Here is a 17,135-nt window from a genome sequence, read left to right as displayed (position 1 = left end):
GCATGACTATCGACTGGTCCTGCCGCGCCGCCCAGGCGCTGACCACCGCCGAACTCTATGCCGCCCTGGTGCTGCGCGCCCGGGTCTTCGTGGTGGAGCAGCAATGCATCTATCCCGATGCCGACGGCCTGGACCTGGCGGCAGACGTCTGGCACCTGTTCGGCTGGCAGGACGGCGTCTTGCACGCCTACCTGCGGCTGCTCGGTGCCGTGCGTGACGAGGTGGTGATCGGCCGGGTGATCGTCGCTCCGGAAGGTCGCGGCAGCGGTCTCGGTCATCGGTTGCTGGAGGAGGCCCTGCGCGCCTGCAACGAGCGCTGGCCGGGCCGTCCGCTGTTTCTCTCGGCGCAGGCCCATCTGCAGGCCTACTATGGCCGCTACGGCTTCACGCCCTGCTCGGCGGTGTACGACGAGGATGGCATTCCCCATATCGACATGCGTCGCGCGGCCAGCCGCTAGCGCCGCCGCAGCGGATCGAGCAGCGGCTTGAGGCCGTTATGGTCGATCTCCTGCATCAGCGCCAGCAGCCGGCCCAGCTCCCCCGCCGGAAAGCCACTGCGGGCGAACCAATTCAGGTAGTGACCCGGCAGATCGGCCAGCAGGCGGCCGGCGTACTTGCCATAGGGCATGGTCCAGGTCACCAGGGCTTCCAGATCCGCGGGTTGCATCGCTTGTCTCCTCCAGACGGCATGGCGATTATGCCATGCCGGCTCGGGTTAACCGTCGGCTGCGGGGAGCGTCGGACCTCCGCGACGATCCCAGCTAAAACAGGTCTGCAGAGGATTTGAGCATGAGCAACGTTACCCGGCCGCTGGCTGCCGTCACCGGCGCCTCCAGCGGGATCGGCTTCGAATTGGCCAAGCAACTGGCCCGCCACGGCCACGACCTGCTGCTGGTCTCCCGCGGCGAGGGCTTAGACGCCGCCGAGCGCGAATTGCGCGCCCTGGGGGTCAAGGTGTGGAGCCATGCCGCCGACCTGCGGACGGCGGTAGGCGTGGAGGAAACCTTTCGTTTCCTCAGGCGCCAGGGTCGTCCGCTGGACGTCGTGGTGCTCAATGCCGGAGTCGGCCTGGGCGGCGCCTTCGTCGGCCAGACACGCCTGGAAGACGAGCTGGCACTGATCCAGCTCAACGTCATGTCCACCGTGCACCTGGCCAAGCTGGTGCTGCCGGACATGGTGGCCGCCGGTCGCGGGCGGGTGCTCTTCACCTCCTCCATCTCGGCGACGGCACCCATTCCCTTCGAAGCCGTCTACGGCGCCTCCAAGGCCTTCATCAACTCCTTCGCCTTCGCCGTACGCAACGAACTCAAGGACAGCGGCGTGACCCTCACGGTGCTCATGCCCGGCCAGACGGACACCAATTTCTTCCATCGCGCCGGCGAGGACGACACCAGCGTCGGCGCCGGTCCTAAGCACGACCCGGCGCAGGTGGCTGCCCAGGGCTACGCAGCCCTGATGCAGGGGTTGGATCACGTCTATGGGGGTGGCCCCGAGGTTCAGCATGAAGGCGAGGTGCTCAACCGGATCGAGAGCGAGGCCGAGCAGGCCGAACGTCATCGCGCCTGGTCGGAGCCCGGCTCGGCGGATCGTGATCATTGAACCGACCGCGGACACCAGGGTGCCAGGTTATATCTGGCACCCTGGTTCGTGGAAGTTTCAGCTTTACTATCAGTCTCGTTCGGAACAGTTGATCCGAATTAAACCTTTCGATACTTATATCAACCCTCCGAGACCTCCTCGCCTTCGAACGCCAGCCTTTTATAAACGACATAAAAAGCCAGTCGACACCTCTCCAAAAAACTTTAATAAAAGTTTTAATTAGTGGTGACCGATGCCTGCCTACCCCATCGCGGCATGGGCTGCTCAGCGTCCTAGACACACCGGCTGGAAATGCACGTCCGGCACGCTGCTGGCTCGCCATAATCGAAATTTCACCGCATTCTAAATCGATGAATCGATTCATCGATTTAGAACCACGCATGCCTCGACAGAATAATAACGCCATTAAACTGCCGAACCATAAGTCAACTCACAAAGCCTGTTCCACTATATGACCGATCAGAGTCTATTTACGCGCTCCCATCGGCCCGGACGTTTCAGACCTCGGTTTTTTTGAAACAGTGTTTCTAAGCAATACCGTGCTGTTCGAGGAGTGGAAGATGTCCCTACGTGATTTGAAAATCGGCAATCGTGCTTTATTGTGTTTCACCAGCTTCGCCGTACTGCTGATCTGTATCGGCAGCTTCAGCCTGGTACAGATCGGCAAGCTGCGCGACAGCGAGCAGCAGGTCGAGCAGAACACCTTGCCCAGCGTCATGCAGGCGGCCTTCCTGGAATCCACCATCCTGCGCATTCGCCTGGAAACCCTGAGATTCATCAGCACCTCGGACCCCGACCTGAGCCACAAGACCGAGGCGCTGCTCAAGCAGGAGCGCGAGGCCTTCGTCCAGGGCGTCGGCGATTACCAGAAGCTGGTCAGCGCCGAAAGCGAGCGCCGCGCCTACCAGGAGCTGCTCCAACTCGTCGGGCCCTGGCGCAGTGCCCTGGACGAGGTGCTACGGCAATCGGAGAGCAATGGCATGCAGGCGGCCCAGGCGGTGGTGACCCAGAGCTTCCGGCCGCTCAGCGAGCCGCTGCTGGCCAAGGTCCAGGCCCTGATCAAGGCCAACCACGAAGAGGCCGCCCTGGTCGGGCATGAGGCGACCACGCTCTATCATGAGAGCCTGATCTACGTCATCGCCAGCATGGTCCTGGCCCTGGTGATGACCTTGCTCATCGCCTGGCGCTTCACCCAGAGCCTGGTGGTGCCGGTGCGGCGTAGCATGGCGGTGGCCGAGAGCATCGCCGATGGCGACCTGTTGCAGTCTTGGCAGGATGAAGGCCGCGACGAGATCCATCAGCTGAGCCTGAGCTTCGAGCGGATGCGCCTGAACCTGGTGCAGACCCTGCAGCAGATCAGCGATTCCGCCATCCAGCTGTCTTCCGCCGCGACCGAGATGCATGCCGTGACCGAGGACGCCAACCGTGGGCTCAACCAGCAGAATCAGGAGATCGAACAGGCCGCCACCGCCGTCAACCAGATGACCGCCGCCGTGGAAGAAGTGGCTCGCAATGCCGAGAGCACCTCGAGCGAAGCCCGCAGTTCGGACCTGGCCTCGCGCCAGGGCAAGTCCAGCGTCGAGCAGACCGTGCAGGCCATCGAGGCCCTCAATGGCAACGTGGTCGACAGCAGCGACCGCATCCAGCAACTGGCCAATGACGTCGGCAATATCACCAAGGTCCTGGAGGTGATCCGCGGGGTCGCCGAACAGACCAACCTGCTGGCGCTCAACGCCGCCATCGAAGCCGCTCGCGCCGGCGATGCCGGCCGCGGTTTCGCCGTGGTGGCCGACGAGGTGCGGGCCTTGGCGCAGCGTACCCAGCAGTCGACCCAGGAGATCGAGGCCGTCATCGGCCAGGTCCAGCGCGGCAGCAGCGAGGCGGTCAACACCATGAACGCCACCGCCAGCCTGGCCCAGCGCACCCTGGTCCTCGCCCGGGACTCCGACCAGTCGCTGGCGGTCATCACCAGCGCGGTCACCGGCATCACCGAGCGCACTACCCTGATCGCCACCGCCGCCGAAGAACAGGCCCACGTCGCCCGGGAAGTCGACCGGGCCCTGATCACCATCCGCGATCTATCGGTGCAGAGCGCAGCCGGCGCCAGCCAGACCGCCACGGCCAGCAGCGAACTCTCGCAACTGGCAGTGCAGATGAATCAGCTGGTGGGACGCTTCAAGGTCGCCTGACGCAAGCGAAACCGAGCGAACGTCCCGGCTCCCTGCCGGACATTCGCTCGGTCGCTCCGCTCAGGCGCTCACTTGATCGGCTTGGCCCCTGGCGCGTCGCATTTGGCGAACTTGCCCTTGGCATCCTTGCACTGCACGGCCTTGGTCTTGGCCGCCTCGCATTTCACGAACTTGCCCTGGGCATCCCGACAGGGCGCCGCCTGGACGGTGGCGGAGGCGAAGAGGGTCAGGGTTAGCGTGGCGAGCAAGGCTTTCAGCATGGCGATCACCTACTGAGGCTGGGGTTGGCCAATCGAAGCGTAGCTCGGAGGTGACAGCTCTGCCATGGGGAACACGGGACCCGTGGGAACGGCTCATTGGCATCGCTTGGGAAATCGCGGCCGTGGGCCGCTCCTACAACAGCAGGATGCTTCCGTAGGAGCGGCCCACGGCCGCGATAAGACAGTGGTTCCTACCAATACCTCGACCTTATCCACTGCTTCTCGTTAGAAAGAATTACGCCCTGACAGCCTGCCGGCCTTTGAGCGGCCGACTGACTGTACCGCCGGATCTGCACCCCACTGCCCCTCACCCAAGGCTCCCATAATCGCCAAGCTGTCCGTTCGCCAATCACCGAGAGAAAGCCCATGCGCACCCTGGGTCTGTTGGGCGGTATGAGTTGGGAAAGTTCGGCGCAGTACTATCGCCTTCTCAATGAGGAGGTGCGCCGGCGGCTGGGCGGCAGCCATTCGGCGGCCTGCCTGCTGCTGTCGGTGGATTTCGCCGAGATCGCCCGGCTGCAGCATGCGGGCGACTGGGCCACGCTGGGTCGGCTGCTGGGTGATGCGGCTCGGCAGTTGGCGGCGGGTGGCGCCGAGGGATTGGTGCTCTGTACCAACACCATGCACTGCCTGGCAGCGGAGATCGAGGCGGCCAGTGGGCTAGCGCTGCTGCACATCGCCGATCCCACCGGAGCAGCGATCCGCGCCCAGGGGCTGAAGACCATCGGCCTGTTGGGGACGGCCTTCACCATGGAGCAAGCCTTCTACCGGGAACGACTGGCGCAGCGCTTCGGCCTGGAGGTACTGACGCCCGACCCCGCGCAGCGCCAGGTCGTGCATCGCATCATCTATGAGGAACTGGTGCGCGGCGAGGTCCGGCCAGCCTCGCGGGAGACCTATCGCAGGGTCATCGCCGAACTGGTCGCCCAGGGCGCCGAGGGCATCGTGCTCGGCTGTACCGAGATCATGCTGCTGGTGGAGCAGAGCGACAGCGCGGTGCCGCTGTTCGACACCACCACCCTGCACGCCCTGGCCGCCGTGGACTGGGCGCTCAGCTAGCCCGGCAGCCGCCGCGCGACCTCGGCCAGCAGCGGGCGCGCGTCCAGCTCGCGCTGCTGGCATTCCGCGGCCAGCGCCACCAGGTCCGCCGCGACCGGCTCGCTGCAACGGGCCAGCCATTCCTCCAGCAGGATGCCGAAGGCGCGACTCTCGAAGCGCTGCAGGCGCGCGGCCTGGCGGGCATCCTCGGGTAGCAGCGAAGCCCCCCCGAAGTCGCCGAGCAGGCAGCGCGCGCCCCCGTCCCAGAGGATGTTGTGGGCATAGAAATCGCCGTGTACCAGGCCGCGCGCGTGCAGGTGCGCCAGGGCACTGGCCATGCCGCCGGCCATCCCTTGCAGCGCGGCGGCGCTGAAGCGGGTGTCCGCGGGATAGACGTCGCGGCTGCAGGTGGTGAAACTGGGCGGACCGGCCAGGTTGCCGAAGGCCGGCTCCACCAGTTCCAGCACCAGGCCGCTACGCCGCTCGGGATGATCGGCCAGGTCGCCGAGGGCACCGATCAGCCAGGGATGGGTGCCGGCGCTGAGGCTGGCCGCGCTTTCGCTTTCCGGGGTGCCGTCGCTGGTCATGCTGCCCCTGAACAGCTTGACCGCCACCTCCCGCGGTCCGCTGGGCGATTGCCAGCGCGCCTGGTGGATGATGCCGGAGGCACCCTCGCCCAGCCGTTCACCGAGTACCAGATCGCTCCAGGCGATGCGCTGCTGGCGCGCCGCCTGGGCCCGTACCGCCTGCTCGCGGGCAGCGCCCAGCGGGTTGTCGCCGTAGGCCAGCCAGGTCAGGCGGGGCAGGTCGAGGATGGCCGGCGGCAGCGCCGTGAAGCGATTGGCTGACAGGCGCAGCAGCTCCAGCTGGTGCAGATCGGCCATGGACGCCGGCAGGGCCTCCAGCCGATTGCCGGCCAGCATCAGCTTTTGCAGGGCGGGTCGCTCACCCAGGGCAGCAGGCACCTCGGCGATGCGATTGTCGGTGAGGATCAGCCAGCGAAGGCGTGGCGGCAGGGCCGCGGCGCTCACCCGCTCCAGCGCGCAGGCCTTGAAGCCGATCATCTCCAGATTGGGCAGCGTGCCCAGCACCTCGGGCAATTCATTGAAGGGATTGCTCGAGCAGAAGAGGATGCGCAGCCGGTGCAGCCGACCGAGGTCGGCAGGCAGGCCGCGCAGCCGATTGCCCGACAGGTCGAGGATCTCGAGGCTGTCGGCCAGGGCGTAGATCTCCTCGGGAAACTCGGTCAGGTCGGCACGCAGGGTCAGGCACGTGGCCCCGGCCAGTTCGCCGGCACGCAGCCGGGCTAGGGTATCCGTCATGGGAAAGCGACTCTCACTGTCAGGGAAGAACCGGGATCGGGCCGGCGATGATGCGGACGTCAGGATAGTGTTTCAGTGGTTCGCACAAGAACTGGCGAGGGCTTTCCCGGTCGCTTCGGCGGCCCGTTGGACCAGGTGCCGCGACGACTCATGGCCGGGCCATGGCGAGGAGTGGCAACACCGCCAAGGTCGACAAGCGCCGCCACACTTGTGCAGTAAACTTCTGATGCACCACACTAGCACGACTGACCTCTGGCGGCCGCCTCCGTGCGGCAGAATGAGCGTCACTCCAGCTTCTGGAATAGCTTGCCGTGACCAGCGTCGCGCCGACGAATCGGCCACCTGCTCGGGCGCACAGGCCATCCGGGGCAGACCCGTCGAGCAGGGTTTCATCGATGTCGAACAGGCAGTTGACGGCAGGAACTCCAGACAGGCTGCGCTCGCGCCCTCAGGCGTACGCAACGTCAACCCGTGCCTGGGCTCACGGGGTTGCCAAGCGCAACGAGACAGCTAAAGTCCTCGGGGTGCCTGCCGACATTCTCAGACAAGCGGCCTCTTCCGCCGCCGCCCCCCGCTCGGCTTGGATGGCAACCCTCTCGCTGGAGGCCGGTTGCTCGTACAAGGCTCGTCGATATCCCGAGATCGCCTGATGGTCACTGCCCCACCCAACGAAGATGATCGCCTGAACGCCCTGCACGCCCTGGAGCTTCTCGACTCGGCGCCGGCGGAGGAATTCGATCGCCTCTGCGAGCTGGTCGCCAGCAGCTTCAACGTGCCGACCGCGCTGATCAGCCTGGTGGATCGTGACCGCCAGTGGTTCAAGGCCCGGGTCGGCTTCGAGTTGGCGCAGATGCCGGTGGAAGATGCCTTCTGCGCCCATACCATCCAGAGCGCGGATGGCCGGCTGGAAATCAACGATGCCCGCTGCGATGCCCGCTTCAGCCACAATCCGCTGGTGGTGCGGGCACCGCACGTGCGCTTCTATGCCGGCTCTTCGCTGGTCACCGAGGGGGGCTATGCCATCGGCAGCCTCTGCATCCTCGACAACCAGCCACGTGAGCTGAGCCCGGCGGAGCGCAAGCGGCTGGACGACTTCGCCGCCCAGGTGATGCGCCTCATCGCCCTACGCCAGCACCTGCGCCGCCGCGATCCGGTCAGTGGCCTGCCCAACCGCCAGCAGTTCCAGGCCGATGTCGCCCAATTGGCCGAACTCCAGCCGGGCGAGCTGCGCCTGCTGGTGCTGGTGGACCCGCTGGATACCCCCTGGAAGGAACAACTGATCCTGGCCCAGGGCATGTGGCCGTTCGAGACCTTCCTGCGCTGCCTGGCGCTGCGCCTGTGCGAGGCCCTGGGCGAGCGTGCCAAGGTCTATCACGTGGACACCAAGAGATTCGCCTTCCTGCTGCCGGCGGACTGCGACTACCCGACGCTGCTGGACGGCCTGCTCGCCCAATTGCGCGCTCCGGTGCAGGCCGACCAGATCCCCATCGATCCGCCGGTGAAGGCCGGCGTGGTGCCCTTCACCCTGAGCCCCGACGACGTACGCGACCTGCTGCGCAAGGGGATGGTAGCGGTCGACCAGGCGGCCCTGGGCCCGCGCCACTGGGGCACCTACGAGCGACCGCAGGACGAGGCCTTCCAGCGAATTTTCCAACTGGTCCGGCAAATTCCCGAAGCCCTCGAGCGCGGTGACTTCAGCCTGGCTTTCCAGCCGCGCCTGGCGCTGCCCGGGGGTGCGCTGCGCAGCGCCGAAGCCCTGCTGCGCTGGACCCATCCCCAGCTCGGCCCCATCGCGCCCGGTGACTTCATCCCGGCGATCGAGAAGACCGCGCTGATCCACACCGTCACCCGCTGGGTGGTTCGCACCGCCGTGACCCAGTTGGCGCGCTGGGGTAGTCGCTATACCGGCCGGCTGTCGCTCAACCTGTCGCCGCGGGACTTCGACGAGGGCGATCTGGTCGAGCTGCTGCGCGAGACCTGCCGGCAACAGGGCGTGCTCCCGCAGCGACTGGAAGTGGAAATTACCGAAGACACCTGGTTGCGCCGCAATCCGGGCGCCATCGCCCAGTTGCATGAGTTACGGGCCCTGGGAGTGGAGATCGCCATCGACGACTTCGGCAGCGGCTACAGCAACTTCGCCTACCTCTATGAACTGCCGATCACCAGCGTCAAGCTCGATCGCTCGCTGCTCCACGACCTGCCCACCGATCCACGCAAGCAGGAAGTGATCAGGGCGCTGCTGACGCTGATCGGCAAGCTGGGCTATCGCCGTGTCGCCGAGGGGATCGAGACGGCAGAGGTACTGGCCTTCCTGCAGGACGCCGGTTGCGACGAGGTCCAGGGCTATCTGCTGGCCCGCCCCATGGCGCTGCCGGCCTTCGAGGCCTGGTACGACGCACGGCGCTGATCGATATCATTTGACTGACAAATTCACTTCAGCCTCTACACTGGTTCAGTGTCGTGGTATCCCCAGGAGTGAGGACATGAGGGCTTCGAGTACCGAGTTGTTGGATGTCGTCGGCCTGGACACGGGAGAGCTGAGCAGCCAAGGCTGCATCGACAAGGTGCTGCACGCGCTGCGCACCCATCTAGACATGGACGTGGCCTTTCTCGCCGAATTCCGCCAGCAGGATCGCGTATTCCGTAACGTCGACGCCGAGCCAGGGGCTCCGCTCAAGGCCGGTGACGCCCTGCCGCTCAGCCAGGGCTATTGCCAGCAGGTGGTCAAGGGCCACCTGCCCGAATTCATCCCGGACACCCGTGCCCTGGGTGCCACACGCCTGATCCCGGAGACCCGCAGCGTGCCCATCGGGGCGCACCTGAGCGTACCCGTGCGCCTGAACGACGGCGAATTGTTCGGCACCTTCTGCTGCTTCAAGTACCAGCCCGACCCCACTCTGAGCCCGCGTGACCTGGAGCTGGTGCGCACCTTCGCCGAGCTGGTCGCCGATCGGCTCAGCCTGGACGTTTCCAGTCGGCGCGGCCAGGTGGAGATGCGCCAGCGCATCCAGGGTGCCGTGGCGGCGCACCAACCGAGCATCGTCTACCAGCCGATCTACTACCTGGCAGACCTGCGCATCGCTGGCTGGGAGTCGCTGTCGCGCTTCCATTGCCCGCCGCAGCGCAGCCCCGACCTGTGGTTCTCCGAGGCCAGCGCAGTGGGTCTCGGCGACGAACTCGAAGAGAGCGCCATGCGCTACGCCCTGCAAGGGCTGCAGGGCCTGCCGGGCGACAGCTACCTGACCATGAACTGCTCGCCGCAGACCATCCTCGGCGGGCGCCTGCCGGCGCTGCTGGCCGGTACCGCTCCCGGACGGCTGGTGCTGGAGATCACCGAGCATGCCGAGGTGGACGACTACGACACCCTGCATGCCCAGTTGCAGCCGTTGCGCCGCCAGGGGGTCCGGCTGGCGATCGACGATGCCGGCGCCGGCTATGCGAGCCTGAGGCACATCCTCCGGCTGCGACCGGACATGATCAAGCTGGACATGAGCCTGGTACGCGACATCGACCACGATGCCGAGCGACGAGCGCTGGCTTCGGCGATCATCGCCTTCGCCCGGGAGACCGGCAAGGAGGTCATCGCCGAGGGGGTGGAAACCCTGGCCGAACTCCAAGCCCTGAAAGCCTTGAATGTCGACAAGGTACAGGGCAACCTGCTGAGCAGACCGTTGCCTCGCGACGAGGCCCTGCGACTGCCCCGCCATCGGCAGCTCGAAGAGCTCTAGTCCGGGCCTGACAGGCGTGATCATCAACCTTCAAGTTGTCGGTCGCGCGGTCGATATGACGGGGGGTGAATCCCGCCCAACCGCCCGGCCCCGCGCTCGGTCGATCATTGCCTCATGCAGGAGTTACCGGTGCGTTCCATCCTGGTCATCGAAGACAGCCCCATGGTCCTCAAGATCCTGGCGCACCTCTTTCGTCAGCAGCGTGACTTCGAGCCGGTGTTCTGCGCCACCCTGGCCGAAGCCGAGGTGATGCTGGAGACCTCCGCCGAGCTGTTCTTCGCCGCCCTGGTGGATCTCAACCTGCCCGACGCACCCAAGGGCGAGAGCGTCGACCTGGTACTGCGTTACCGACTGCCCTGCATCGTGCTCAGCGGCTCCTATGACGAGCGCCGCCGTGACGACCTGCTGACCAAGGGCGTGGTCGACTACGTACTCAAGGAAAGCCAATACTCATACGAATTCGCCTTTCGCCTGCTACGGCGGCTGGAGAGCAATACCGGGGTGAAGATCCTCATCGCCGAGGATTCCGATGCCACCCGCAACTACATTCGCCACGTACTGACGCCCCACCGCTATCAGTTGCTGGACGCCCGCGACGGCAATGAAGCCCTGCGCCTGTTGCAGGAGCAGCCCGACATCGACCTGCTGGTGGTCGACCACAGCATGCCGGGACTCAGTGGCTTCGAACTGGTGCAGACGCTGCGCCAGAAACTGCGTCGCAACGACCTCTGCATCATCGGCCTCTCGGCCGATGAGAAGGGTTCGCTCAGCGCCAAGTTCATCAAGCAGGGGGCGGACGACTTCCTGCGCAAACCCTTCTGTCCCGAAGAGCTCAACTGCCGAGTGGTGTCCACGCTGGAGCGCCGCGATCTGCTGCGGGCCCTGACCCATGCCGCCCAGTACGATTCCCTGACCGGGCTGCGCAATCGCCGCTCCTTCCAGGAGCAGGCGCTGGAATGGTTTCGCCAGGCCGAGCGGGAAGGCCAGTCGCTGAGCGTGGCCATGCTCGATCTGGATCACTTCAAGCGCATCAACGACGAACACGGCCATGCCAGCGGCGACAGCGCCCTGCTGGTGTTCGCCCAGGCCCTGGCACGCACCCTGCCCCAGGATCTCACCGGGCGCCTGGGCGGTGAGGAATTCGCCGTGGTCAGCCGCATGCCGCCGGAGCAATTGCTGCAGGCGCTGGATCTGCTGCGTCGCTACTGCCAGGCGCAGACCTATGCGCCCGGGGCACCACCGCTGTCGTTCAGCGCCGGGGTCTTCGCCGGGACGCCCGACGACCTGGAAGGCTTCCTCCATGAAGCCGACCGCCGCCTCTACCAAGCCAAGTGCCAGGGTCGCGGACGGACCTGCCTGACGCTCGACGCCAGCTGAGCGCCTCCACCGGTTGGCGCGCCACGCCACAAGTCATATGATGTCGTATGATTATTCTCCTGCAGTCGGCGGCCTGCCGTGGAGGACGATCCGCGCCTTGCCCACAATAACAATCAAGGACTCGCTTCATGACCGACGCCTTCCCGGGCCTTGCCCGACCGCTATCCCGTCGCCGCCTGCTCCAGCACGGCCTCGTCTGCGGCACCGCGCTCGCCCTGCCCGCGCTGGGCCGAGCCGCCGAACCCCTCGGCCAGCGCTACCCCGATCCCCTGATCGAGATCCTCGACGACCGCTTCCTAGAACTGCGCCTCTTCAATGCCAGCGTCGAACGCCTGGCCACTGGCCTGCGTTGGGCCGAAGGTCCGGTCTGGATCGGTGACGGCAACTACCTGCTGCTGAGCGACATTCCCAACAACCGCATCATGCGCTGGGACGAGGTGAGCGGCCGACTGGACACCTATCGTGCCCAGTCCAACTTCGCCAATGGCCTGACCCGTGACCGCCAGGGTCGGCTGATCGCCTGCGAAGGCTCGACCACTCACGGCCTGGGCCGGCGGATCACCCGCACCGAGCATGACGGGCGCCTCACGGTGCTGGCCGACGCCTTCGACGGCAAGCCGTTCAATTCGCCCAACGACGTGGTGGTCAAGCGCGATGGCTCCATCTGGTTCAGCGATCCGCCGTTCCAGGCCAACAGCGACTACGAGGGCCACCGGGTCAAGACCGAACAGCCCGATGGGGTCTATCGCATCGATGGCGAGAGCCTGGTGGTGACACGGGTGATCGACGAGCTCAACGGCCCCAACGGTCTGGCCTTCTCGCCGGACGAGAAGCTGCTCTACGTGGTGGAAGGCCGCGCCAAGCCCAATCGCCTGGTGTGGGCCTATGGCGTCCAGGACGATGGCAGCCTGGGGGAACGGCGCAAGCACATCGAGGCGCTGGAGTACGGCGCCCTGGACGGCATCAAGTGCGACGTGGCGGGCAATCTCTGGTGCGGCTGGGGCAGCAGCGGCGCGCCGGCGGCCAAGCCCGAGGCCCTCGACGGAGTGCGGGTCTTCGATCCGAGCGGCAAGGCACTGGGCCATGTCCACCTGCCGGAGCGCTGCCCGAACCTGTGCTTCGGCGGAGCGGAAGGCAACCGGCTGTTCATGGCCGGCTCCCACTCGCTGTACAGCCTCTATGTCAATATCCGCGGCGCCGGGCTGTAGGTTCGGGAGGAAGGTCGAGGAGCGAAGCTCAGGCGAGGCCCTTGTCGACATGGCGTCGCCGAGCCCGGCCGGCCAGCCAGCCGTCAGCGGGATTCCGGCGGCGAGCGTTCGGCCAGCACGGCCAGGGAGTCGAGCACCCTGTCCAGGGCGTAGGCCGCCTCGAAGCGCGCCAGGTTTTGCGTGAGATCGGCCAGACTGGTGGTGATTCCCAGCCAGTTGCCCAGGCCGATCTGGCGCGCCGCCTCGGGTAGTGAACAGCCACCGCCGCGCCGCTCCAGCCAGGCCAGCACCAGCTCGGGTGGGGTATCGGCTTCCAGGCCGAGAGTACGCAGCAGGCGCAGCGCCTTGGCCTGCTCGCGCGGCGGAATGCGCAGACTGGGCGCAGGGTTGGGCTGGTCGACGACGAGCGTCAACCCGGACCCGGAAGGGACATCGGCCATCTGGACCTCTAAGGGACTACACCAGAACCGGACGGCGCAAGGCCGCTGTATGCCGCCATGGTAGGCCAATAGTCTGGCTAAGTGCCATCCCCTCCCTTGATCCTCGTCCGCCAGGCGCCACCGTTCGGCGACGACTGCCGCCGTCAGCCTTTGGCACGGCTCAGGCAGCGCTGCCAGCGCTCCTCGACCCGCTGGGCGAACCAGGCGGTAGTGAGGTTACGGGTGATCTTGGGACTTTCCAGGGTGATGCCCGGCAGCACGGCGCGCGGCAGTGTCCGTCCGGCCTTGCGCTCGGCCAGGGCATAGACCTTGGCGTAGAGATCGGTCTCGGCGAACTCCACCGAAGCGCCCGCTTCCAGGTCATGGCGAATGGCGATGTCGCTCATGCCCAGGGCCGGCGCCAGGCGGTTCACTGCCCGCTCGGTCTCGCCCATGGCCCGCGAGCCCGGCACCACCAGATCGCCGTCCAGCGCCAGCTTCACTCCGGCGGCTCGACTCACCGCGCTCTGGAAGGCAGCGTTGCGACTGGCGTACCAGCCGGCGTTGAAATCGGCGAAGCGGTAGAGCGGCGAGGGATAGTCGACGGGATAGCCGAGCAGGTGCGCGGTGCCGAAGTAGAGACCACCGCGACGGCTGAACACCTCATGGCGGATGGAGCCCTGCCGGTCATAGGGATAGTCGCGGGCGTGGGCCTCGGCGAACTCGATGCTGACCTGCATGGGACCGCCGGTGCGCACCGGATTGAAGCGGCCGAACAACTGGCCGCCCAGCGGCACCATGGCGATGAAGTCCTCGAAGATCAGGCTCAGTTCACGCTCGGTGCGCGCGCCGTCCAGGCGTTCGGCGTAGGTCTTGCCGGTGGGTGACTGAAGATTCAGCGCCGTACGCACCAGCAGTTGTGGCACGTAGGCCCGGGCGGCGCGCCGGTCGATCTCCTCACGCGCAATGCGACCGAGGCCGGGTACCGGCGGATCGACTCGGTAGGTGGACTCCTGCTCCGCCACCGCCAGCACGGCGCAGAGATTCTCGGTCGAAGGTTCGAGGCGCTGGGTACTGAAGGCGGTCTGGATGTCAGCGGCCCAACCCTGGCGATCCGCCACGCTGGTCGGTAGCAGGCGCAGGAGTTCGGCCCGGACCTCCGCCGGGGAACGCTGCGGGCCTGGCGCGGTGGGTGTCAGGCTACAGCCGCCCAGCAGCAACACCAGCAGGATCGTGGCCCAGCGCCAGGCTCGGGGCGACAGAGAAAGCGAAAACGGCAAGCGGGCAACGGACGACACGGCGACTCCCGGAAGGACTTCAGGCCGCTTTGACCACGTTCCACAGCAAACGACCGATTAGCCGACGTTATAACCACGAGCTATAAGCTTGTAACGGATTCATTCAACAACCGGGATCTGGCCTGTGGGCACCGGCAGCAAGCCCGACTAAAATAGTCGGACTTTAGTTCGAAGCTACTGGAAAGATAATGCAGCAGACCTCCACCCTCTCCGCCCCCCGCTTGCCCTGGGCCGCACTTGGGGCAGCGCTCCTGCTCGCCCTGGGCATGATCTTCGTCGGCCAGACCGTGGGGAGCCGCCAGGCGCTCCTGCTGCTGGTCGGCGGTGCCCTGGGCCTGACGCTCTACCATGCGGCCTTCGGCTTCACCTCGGCCTGGCGGGTGCTCATCCGCGACCGTCGCGGCGCCGGCCTGCGCGCCCAGATGGTGATGTTGGCCATCGCGGTGCTGCTGTTCTTCCCTGCGCTGGGCGCCGGCAGCCTCTTCGGTGAAGCGGTGCGGGGCAACGTCTCGCCGCTGTCCACCTCGGTGGCGATCGGCGCCTTCCTGTTCGGCATCGGCATGCAACTGGGCGGCGGCTGCGCCTCCGGCACCCTCTTCACTGTGGGTGGCGGCAACGCCCGGATGCTGGTGACCCTGCTGTTCTTCATCATCGGCTCGGTGGTCGCCACCCATCACCTGGGCTGGTGGTTCGCCCTGCCCAGCCTGCCGCCCACCTCGCTGGTGACCAGCCTGGGCGTACTGCCCGGCATCCTGGCCAGCCTGGCGGCCTTCGCCCTGATCGCCTGGATCTCGGTGGTACTGGAGCGGCGGCGCCACGGTCGATTGGAAGCCACGGCGCCCGGTGAGCACCAGGGTGCGGCGCGCCTGCTGCGCGGTCACTGGCCGCTGGTGTGGGGCGCCATCGCCCTGGCGCTGCTCAACTTCGTCACCCTGGCCCTGGCCGGTCGCCCCTGGGGCATCACCTCGGCCTTCGCCCTCTGGGGCGCCAAGGGTGCCGGCTTGCTGGGCCTGGATGTCTCCGGCTGGGCCTTCTGGCGGCAACCGGCCAATGCCAAGGCGCTGGCCGAGCCGTTCTGGTTCGACGTCACCAGCGTGATGAACCTCGGCATCGTGCTCGGTGCCCTGATCGCCGCGGGCCTGGCGGGTCGCTTCGCGCCCAGCCTGCGCATCCCCGTGCGCTCACTGGTGGCGGCGGTCATCGGCGGCCTGTTGCTGGGCTACGGCGCGCGCCTGGCCTACGGCTGCAACATCGGCGCCTACTTCAGCGGCATCGCCTCGGGCAGCCTGCACGGCTGGCTGTGGCTGGTGGCGGCCTTCGCCGGCAACAGCGTCGGCGTACGGCTGCGTCCGCTGTTCTTCCCCGGCGAGCGCCGCGTGGAACGCCTGACTGGTTGCTAGACCGGTAACGGCTGGCGTCCGGGTGGCAGTGCCCCCGGGCGCTCGTGCATGGTCAACACGTCATACTGGGGCGCGCCGTGGAAGGTCTTGAGCGCCTGCATGACGAACAGCAGGGCCGAGGTACCCTGGTACTCGAACAGCCCTTGCAGCGGCCAGATGACCATGAAGGCGAGGAACACCGCCAGGGTGAATTCCAGGTCCCGCGACAGCTTGCGAGCCACCAGGTAATGGACGGCGAGCCCGATGGGAATGACCAGGACCGACAGGAAGCCGAAGCGGAACACGGTACCGAAGATGCCGACGTCGGAGAGGAAGAAGTAGTCGCCGAAGATCGGCTTGAAGCCGTCGTTCCACATCAGGCTGAGGCTACCACTGGGTAGGCCGTTGTACAGCTGCAGGTGATTGATGATCTGGGAGATGGTGTTCTCCCGGACGTTGTCGGTGGGCCCTTCCTGCACCGAACGCGCATAGAAATCCAGGTTGAAGCCGAGGGTTTCCAGCAGGTGCGGATAGAGGATCAGCGGCGCGATGGCGATGGCGCCGAACAGCGCCGGACCGATCAGCCGGGCGCGCAGCGCCAGGATGGTGAACACCATGCAGACGATGATCAGCTGGCGGGTCTGCAGCACCACCACGATGGTGGCCAGGAAGAATAGCGCCAGCGCCCCGTTGCGCAGCTTGGGCCGCAACTGGCCGTCGAGGAAGGAACGCCCGCGACCGGCGAAATAGATGCAGATGAAGTAGCCGAAGAAGATGGCACCTGCGCCGGTGGAGGCTCGTCCGGGCCGACTGAGGTCCTTCACCTCCTCGCGCAGGTCGGGGAGCATCTTGAAATAGGACAGCCAGCACAGCAGCGCCGACAACAGGCCGACCAGGATGATCAGGTTCTCGAACTGGGCGGCGGTCAGCCGCTTGGCCAGGTACAGCACCAGGAAGGCACTGAAGCAGTAGAGCACCCGCCGCTCCTCGATGAGACCGTAGACCAGCGGCTGGCCCCAGAACAGTTGGGCGAACACCGCCGGCAGGCCGCAGAACACCACCGTCGAGAATAGGCAGAAGGCCATCAGCAGACGGTAGTCGCGTTGCGGCCGATGCCAGGTGCTCAGGGTGAAGAGCGCGAAGAACCCCAGGCAAATCGCCAGGTACAGCTCGCCCACGTAGCGGATGCCCACCGGGTTGGTGGGGCTCTGCTCGAACACGCCGAACTGCAGGACCATCAGGCCGCCCAGGGCCAGAAAACTCAGTCTATTGATCAGCGAACCCGGCATTCCCGGTCTCCTCGTGGCAACGTCATGGA

The 17,135-nt window shown here is 66.3% G+C and carries 15 protein-coding genes; 9 read left to right on the top strand and 6 right to left on the bottom strand.

The window, feature by feature from the left end; translation table 11 throughout:
- Positions 1-2: 2 nt before the first annotated feature.
- Positions 3-458 (top strand): GNAT family N-acetyltransferase, encoded by a 456-nt coding sequence (locus AR540_RS03290; RefSeq protein WP_059226417.1) that lies wholly within the window; start codon positions 3-5, stop codon positions 456-458.
- Here the strand turns inward: AR540_RS03290 and AR540_RS03285 are convergent.
- Positions 455-667: a DUF3820 family protein gene (locus tag AR540_RS03285; protein ID WP_059226416.1), complete on the bottom strand. Its 213-nt coding sequence runs from the start codon at positions 665-667 to the stop codon at positions 455-457. The two genes, AR540_RS03290 and AR540_RS03285, sit on opposite strands and share 4 nt — an antisense overlap.
- A gap of 122 nt (positions 668-789) precedes the next feature.
- On the opposite strand from AR540_RS03285, the gene AR540_RS03280 reads away from it, so the two are divergent.
- Positions 790-1,599: an SDR family NAD(P)-dependent oxidoreductase gene (locus AR540_RS03280; RefSeq protein WP_059226415.1), complete on the top strand. Its 810-nt coding sequence runs from the start codon at positions 790-792 to the stop codon at positions 1,597-1,599.
- Between the two features lie 560 nt (positions 1,600-2,159).
- Positions 2,160-3,788 carry a methyl-accepting chemotaxis protein gene (locus tag AR540_RS03275; protein ID WP_059226414.1) on the top strand — a complete coding sequence of 543 codons (1,629 nt, stop codon included), beginning with the start codon at positions 2,160-2,162 and terminating at the stop codon, positions 3,786-3,788.
- Positions 3,789-3,856: 68 nt separating this feature from the next.
- Here the strand turns inward: AR540_RS03275 and AR540_RS03270 are convergent, their stop codons facing one another.
- Positions 3,857-4,048 (bottom strand): hypothetical protein, encoded by a 192-nt coding sequence (locus AR540_RS03270; RefSeq protein ID WP_059226413.1) that lies wholly within the window; start codon positions 4,046-4,048, stop codon positions 3,857-3,859.
- 366 nt (positions 4,049-4,414) lie between these two features.
- Between AR540_RS03270 and AR540_RS03265 the strand changes: the two genes are divergently transcribed.
- Complete coding sequence (locus AR540_RS03265; protein WP_059226412.1) at positions 4,415-5,107, top strand: aspartate/glutamate racemase family protein; 693 nt, start codon at positions 4,415-4,417, stop codon at positions 5,105-5,107.
- On the opposite strand, the gene AR540_RS03260 is transcribed toward AR540_RS03265, so the two are convergent.
- Positions 5,104-6,408 (bottom strand): leucine-rich repeat-containing protein kinase family protein, encoded by a 1,305-nt coding sequence (locus AR540_RS03260; RefSeq protein ID WP_059226411.1) that lies wholly within the window; start codon positions 6,406-6,408, stop codon positions 5,104-5,106. The two genes, AR540_RS03265 and AR540_RS03260, sit on opposite strands and share 4 nt — an antisense overlap.
- Before the next feature lie 649 nt (positions 6,409-7,057).
- On the opposite strand from AR540_RS03260, the gene AR540_RS03255 reads away from it, so the two are divergent.
- The 4 genes from AR540_RS03255 (at position 7,058) to AR540_RS03240 (ending at position 12,721) form a co-directional block, all read left to right on the top strand.
- Positions 7,058-8,815, top strand: a complete 1,758-nt coding sequence (locus AR540_RS03255) for a putative bifunctional diguanylate cyclase/phosphodiesterase (protein ID WP_082706895.1) — start codon at positions 7,058-7,060, stop codon at positions 8,813-8,815.
- Between the two features lie 76 nt (positions 8,816-8,891).
- Positions 8,892-10,136 carry a sensor domain-containing phosphodiesterase gene (locus tag AR540_RS03250; RefSeq protein ID WP_059226410.1) on the top strand — a complete coding sequence of 415 codons (1,245 nt, stop codon included), beginning with the start codon at positions 8,892-8,894 and terminating at the stop codon, positions 10,134-10,136.
- Positions 10,137-10,265: 129 nt separating this feature from the next.
- Positions 10,266-11,513, top strand: a complete 1,248-nt coding sequence (locus AR540_RS03245; RefSeq protein WP_059226409.1) for a GGDEF domain-containing response regulator — start codon at positions 10,266-10,268, stop codon at positions 11,511-11,513.
- Positions 11,514-11,641: 128 nt separating this feature from the next.
- Entirely contained in the window at positions 11,642-12,721 is a 1,080-nt protein-coding gene (locus tag AR540_RS03240) for an SMP-30/gluconolactonase/LRE family protein (protein ID WP_059226408.1), read from the top strand.
- Positions 12,722-12,804: 83 nt separating this feature from the next.
- Here the strand turns inward: AR540_RS03240 and AR540_RS03235 are convergent, their stop codons facing one another.
- Positions 12,805-13,161 (bottom strand): hypothetical protein, encoded by a 357-nt coding sequence (locus tag AR540_RS03235; protein ID WP_059226407.1) that lies wholly within the window; start codon positions 13,159-13,161, stop codon positions 12,805-12,807.
- Positions 13,162-13,304: 143 nt separating this feature from the next.
- Positions 13,305-14,402 (bottom strand): DUF1615 domain-containing protein, encoded by a 1,098-nt coding sequence (locus tag AR540_RS03230; protein ID WP_201786102.1) that lies wholly within the window; start codon positions 14,400-14,402, stop codon positions 13,305-13,307.
- Between the two features lie 224 nt (positions 14,403-14,626).
- On the opposite strand from AR540_RS03230, the gene AR540_RS03225 reads away from it, so the two are divergent.
- Complete coding sequence (locus AR540_RS03225) at positions 14,627-15,838, top strand: YeeE/YedE family protein (RefSeq protein ID WP_059226406.1); 1,212 nt, start codon at positions 14,627-14,629, stop codon at positions 15,836-15,838.
- On the opposite strand, the gene AR540_RS03220 is transcribed toward AR540_RS03225, so the two are convergent.
- Positions 15,835-17,106: a hypothetical protein gene (locus AR540_RS03220; protein ID WP_059226405.1), complete on the bottom strand. Its 1,272-nt coding sequence runs from the start codon at positions 17,104-17,106 to the stop codon at positions 15,835-15,837. The genes AR540_RS03225 and AR540_RS03220 overlap by 4 nt on opposite strands.
- Between the last annotated feature and the right edge of the window lie 29 nt (positions 17,107-17,135).

The organism is Pseudomonas sp. EpS/L25, from assembly GCF_001512295.1.
GTDB lineage: Bacteria > Pseudomonadota > Gammaproteobacteria > Pseudomonadales > Pseudomonadaceae > Chryseomonas.
Note: the sequence above shows the minus strand (reverse complement) of the source record. Positions and strands in the feature narration are given on the sequence as shown.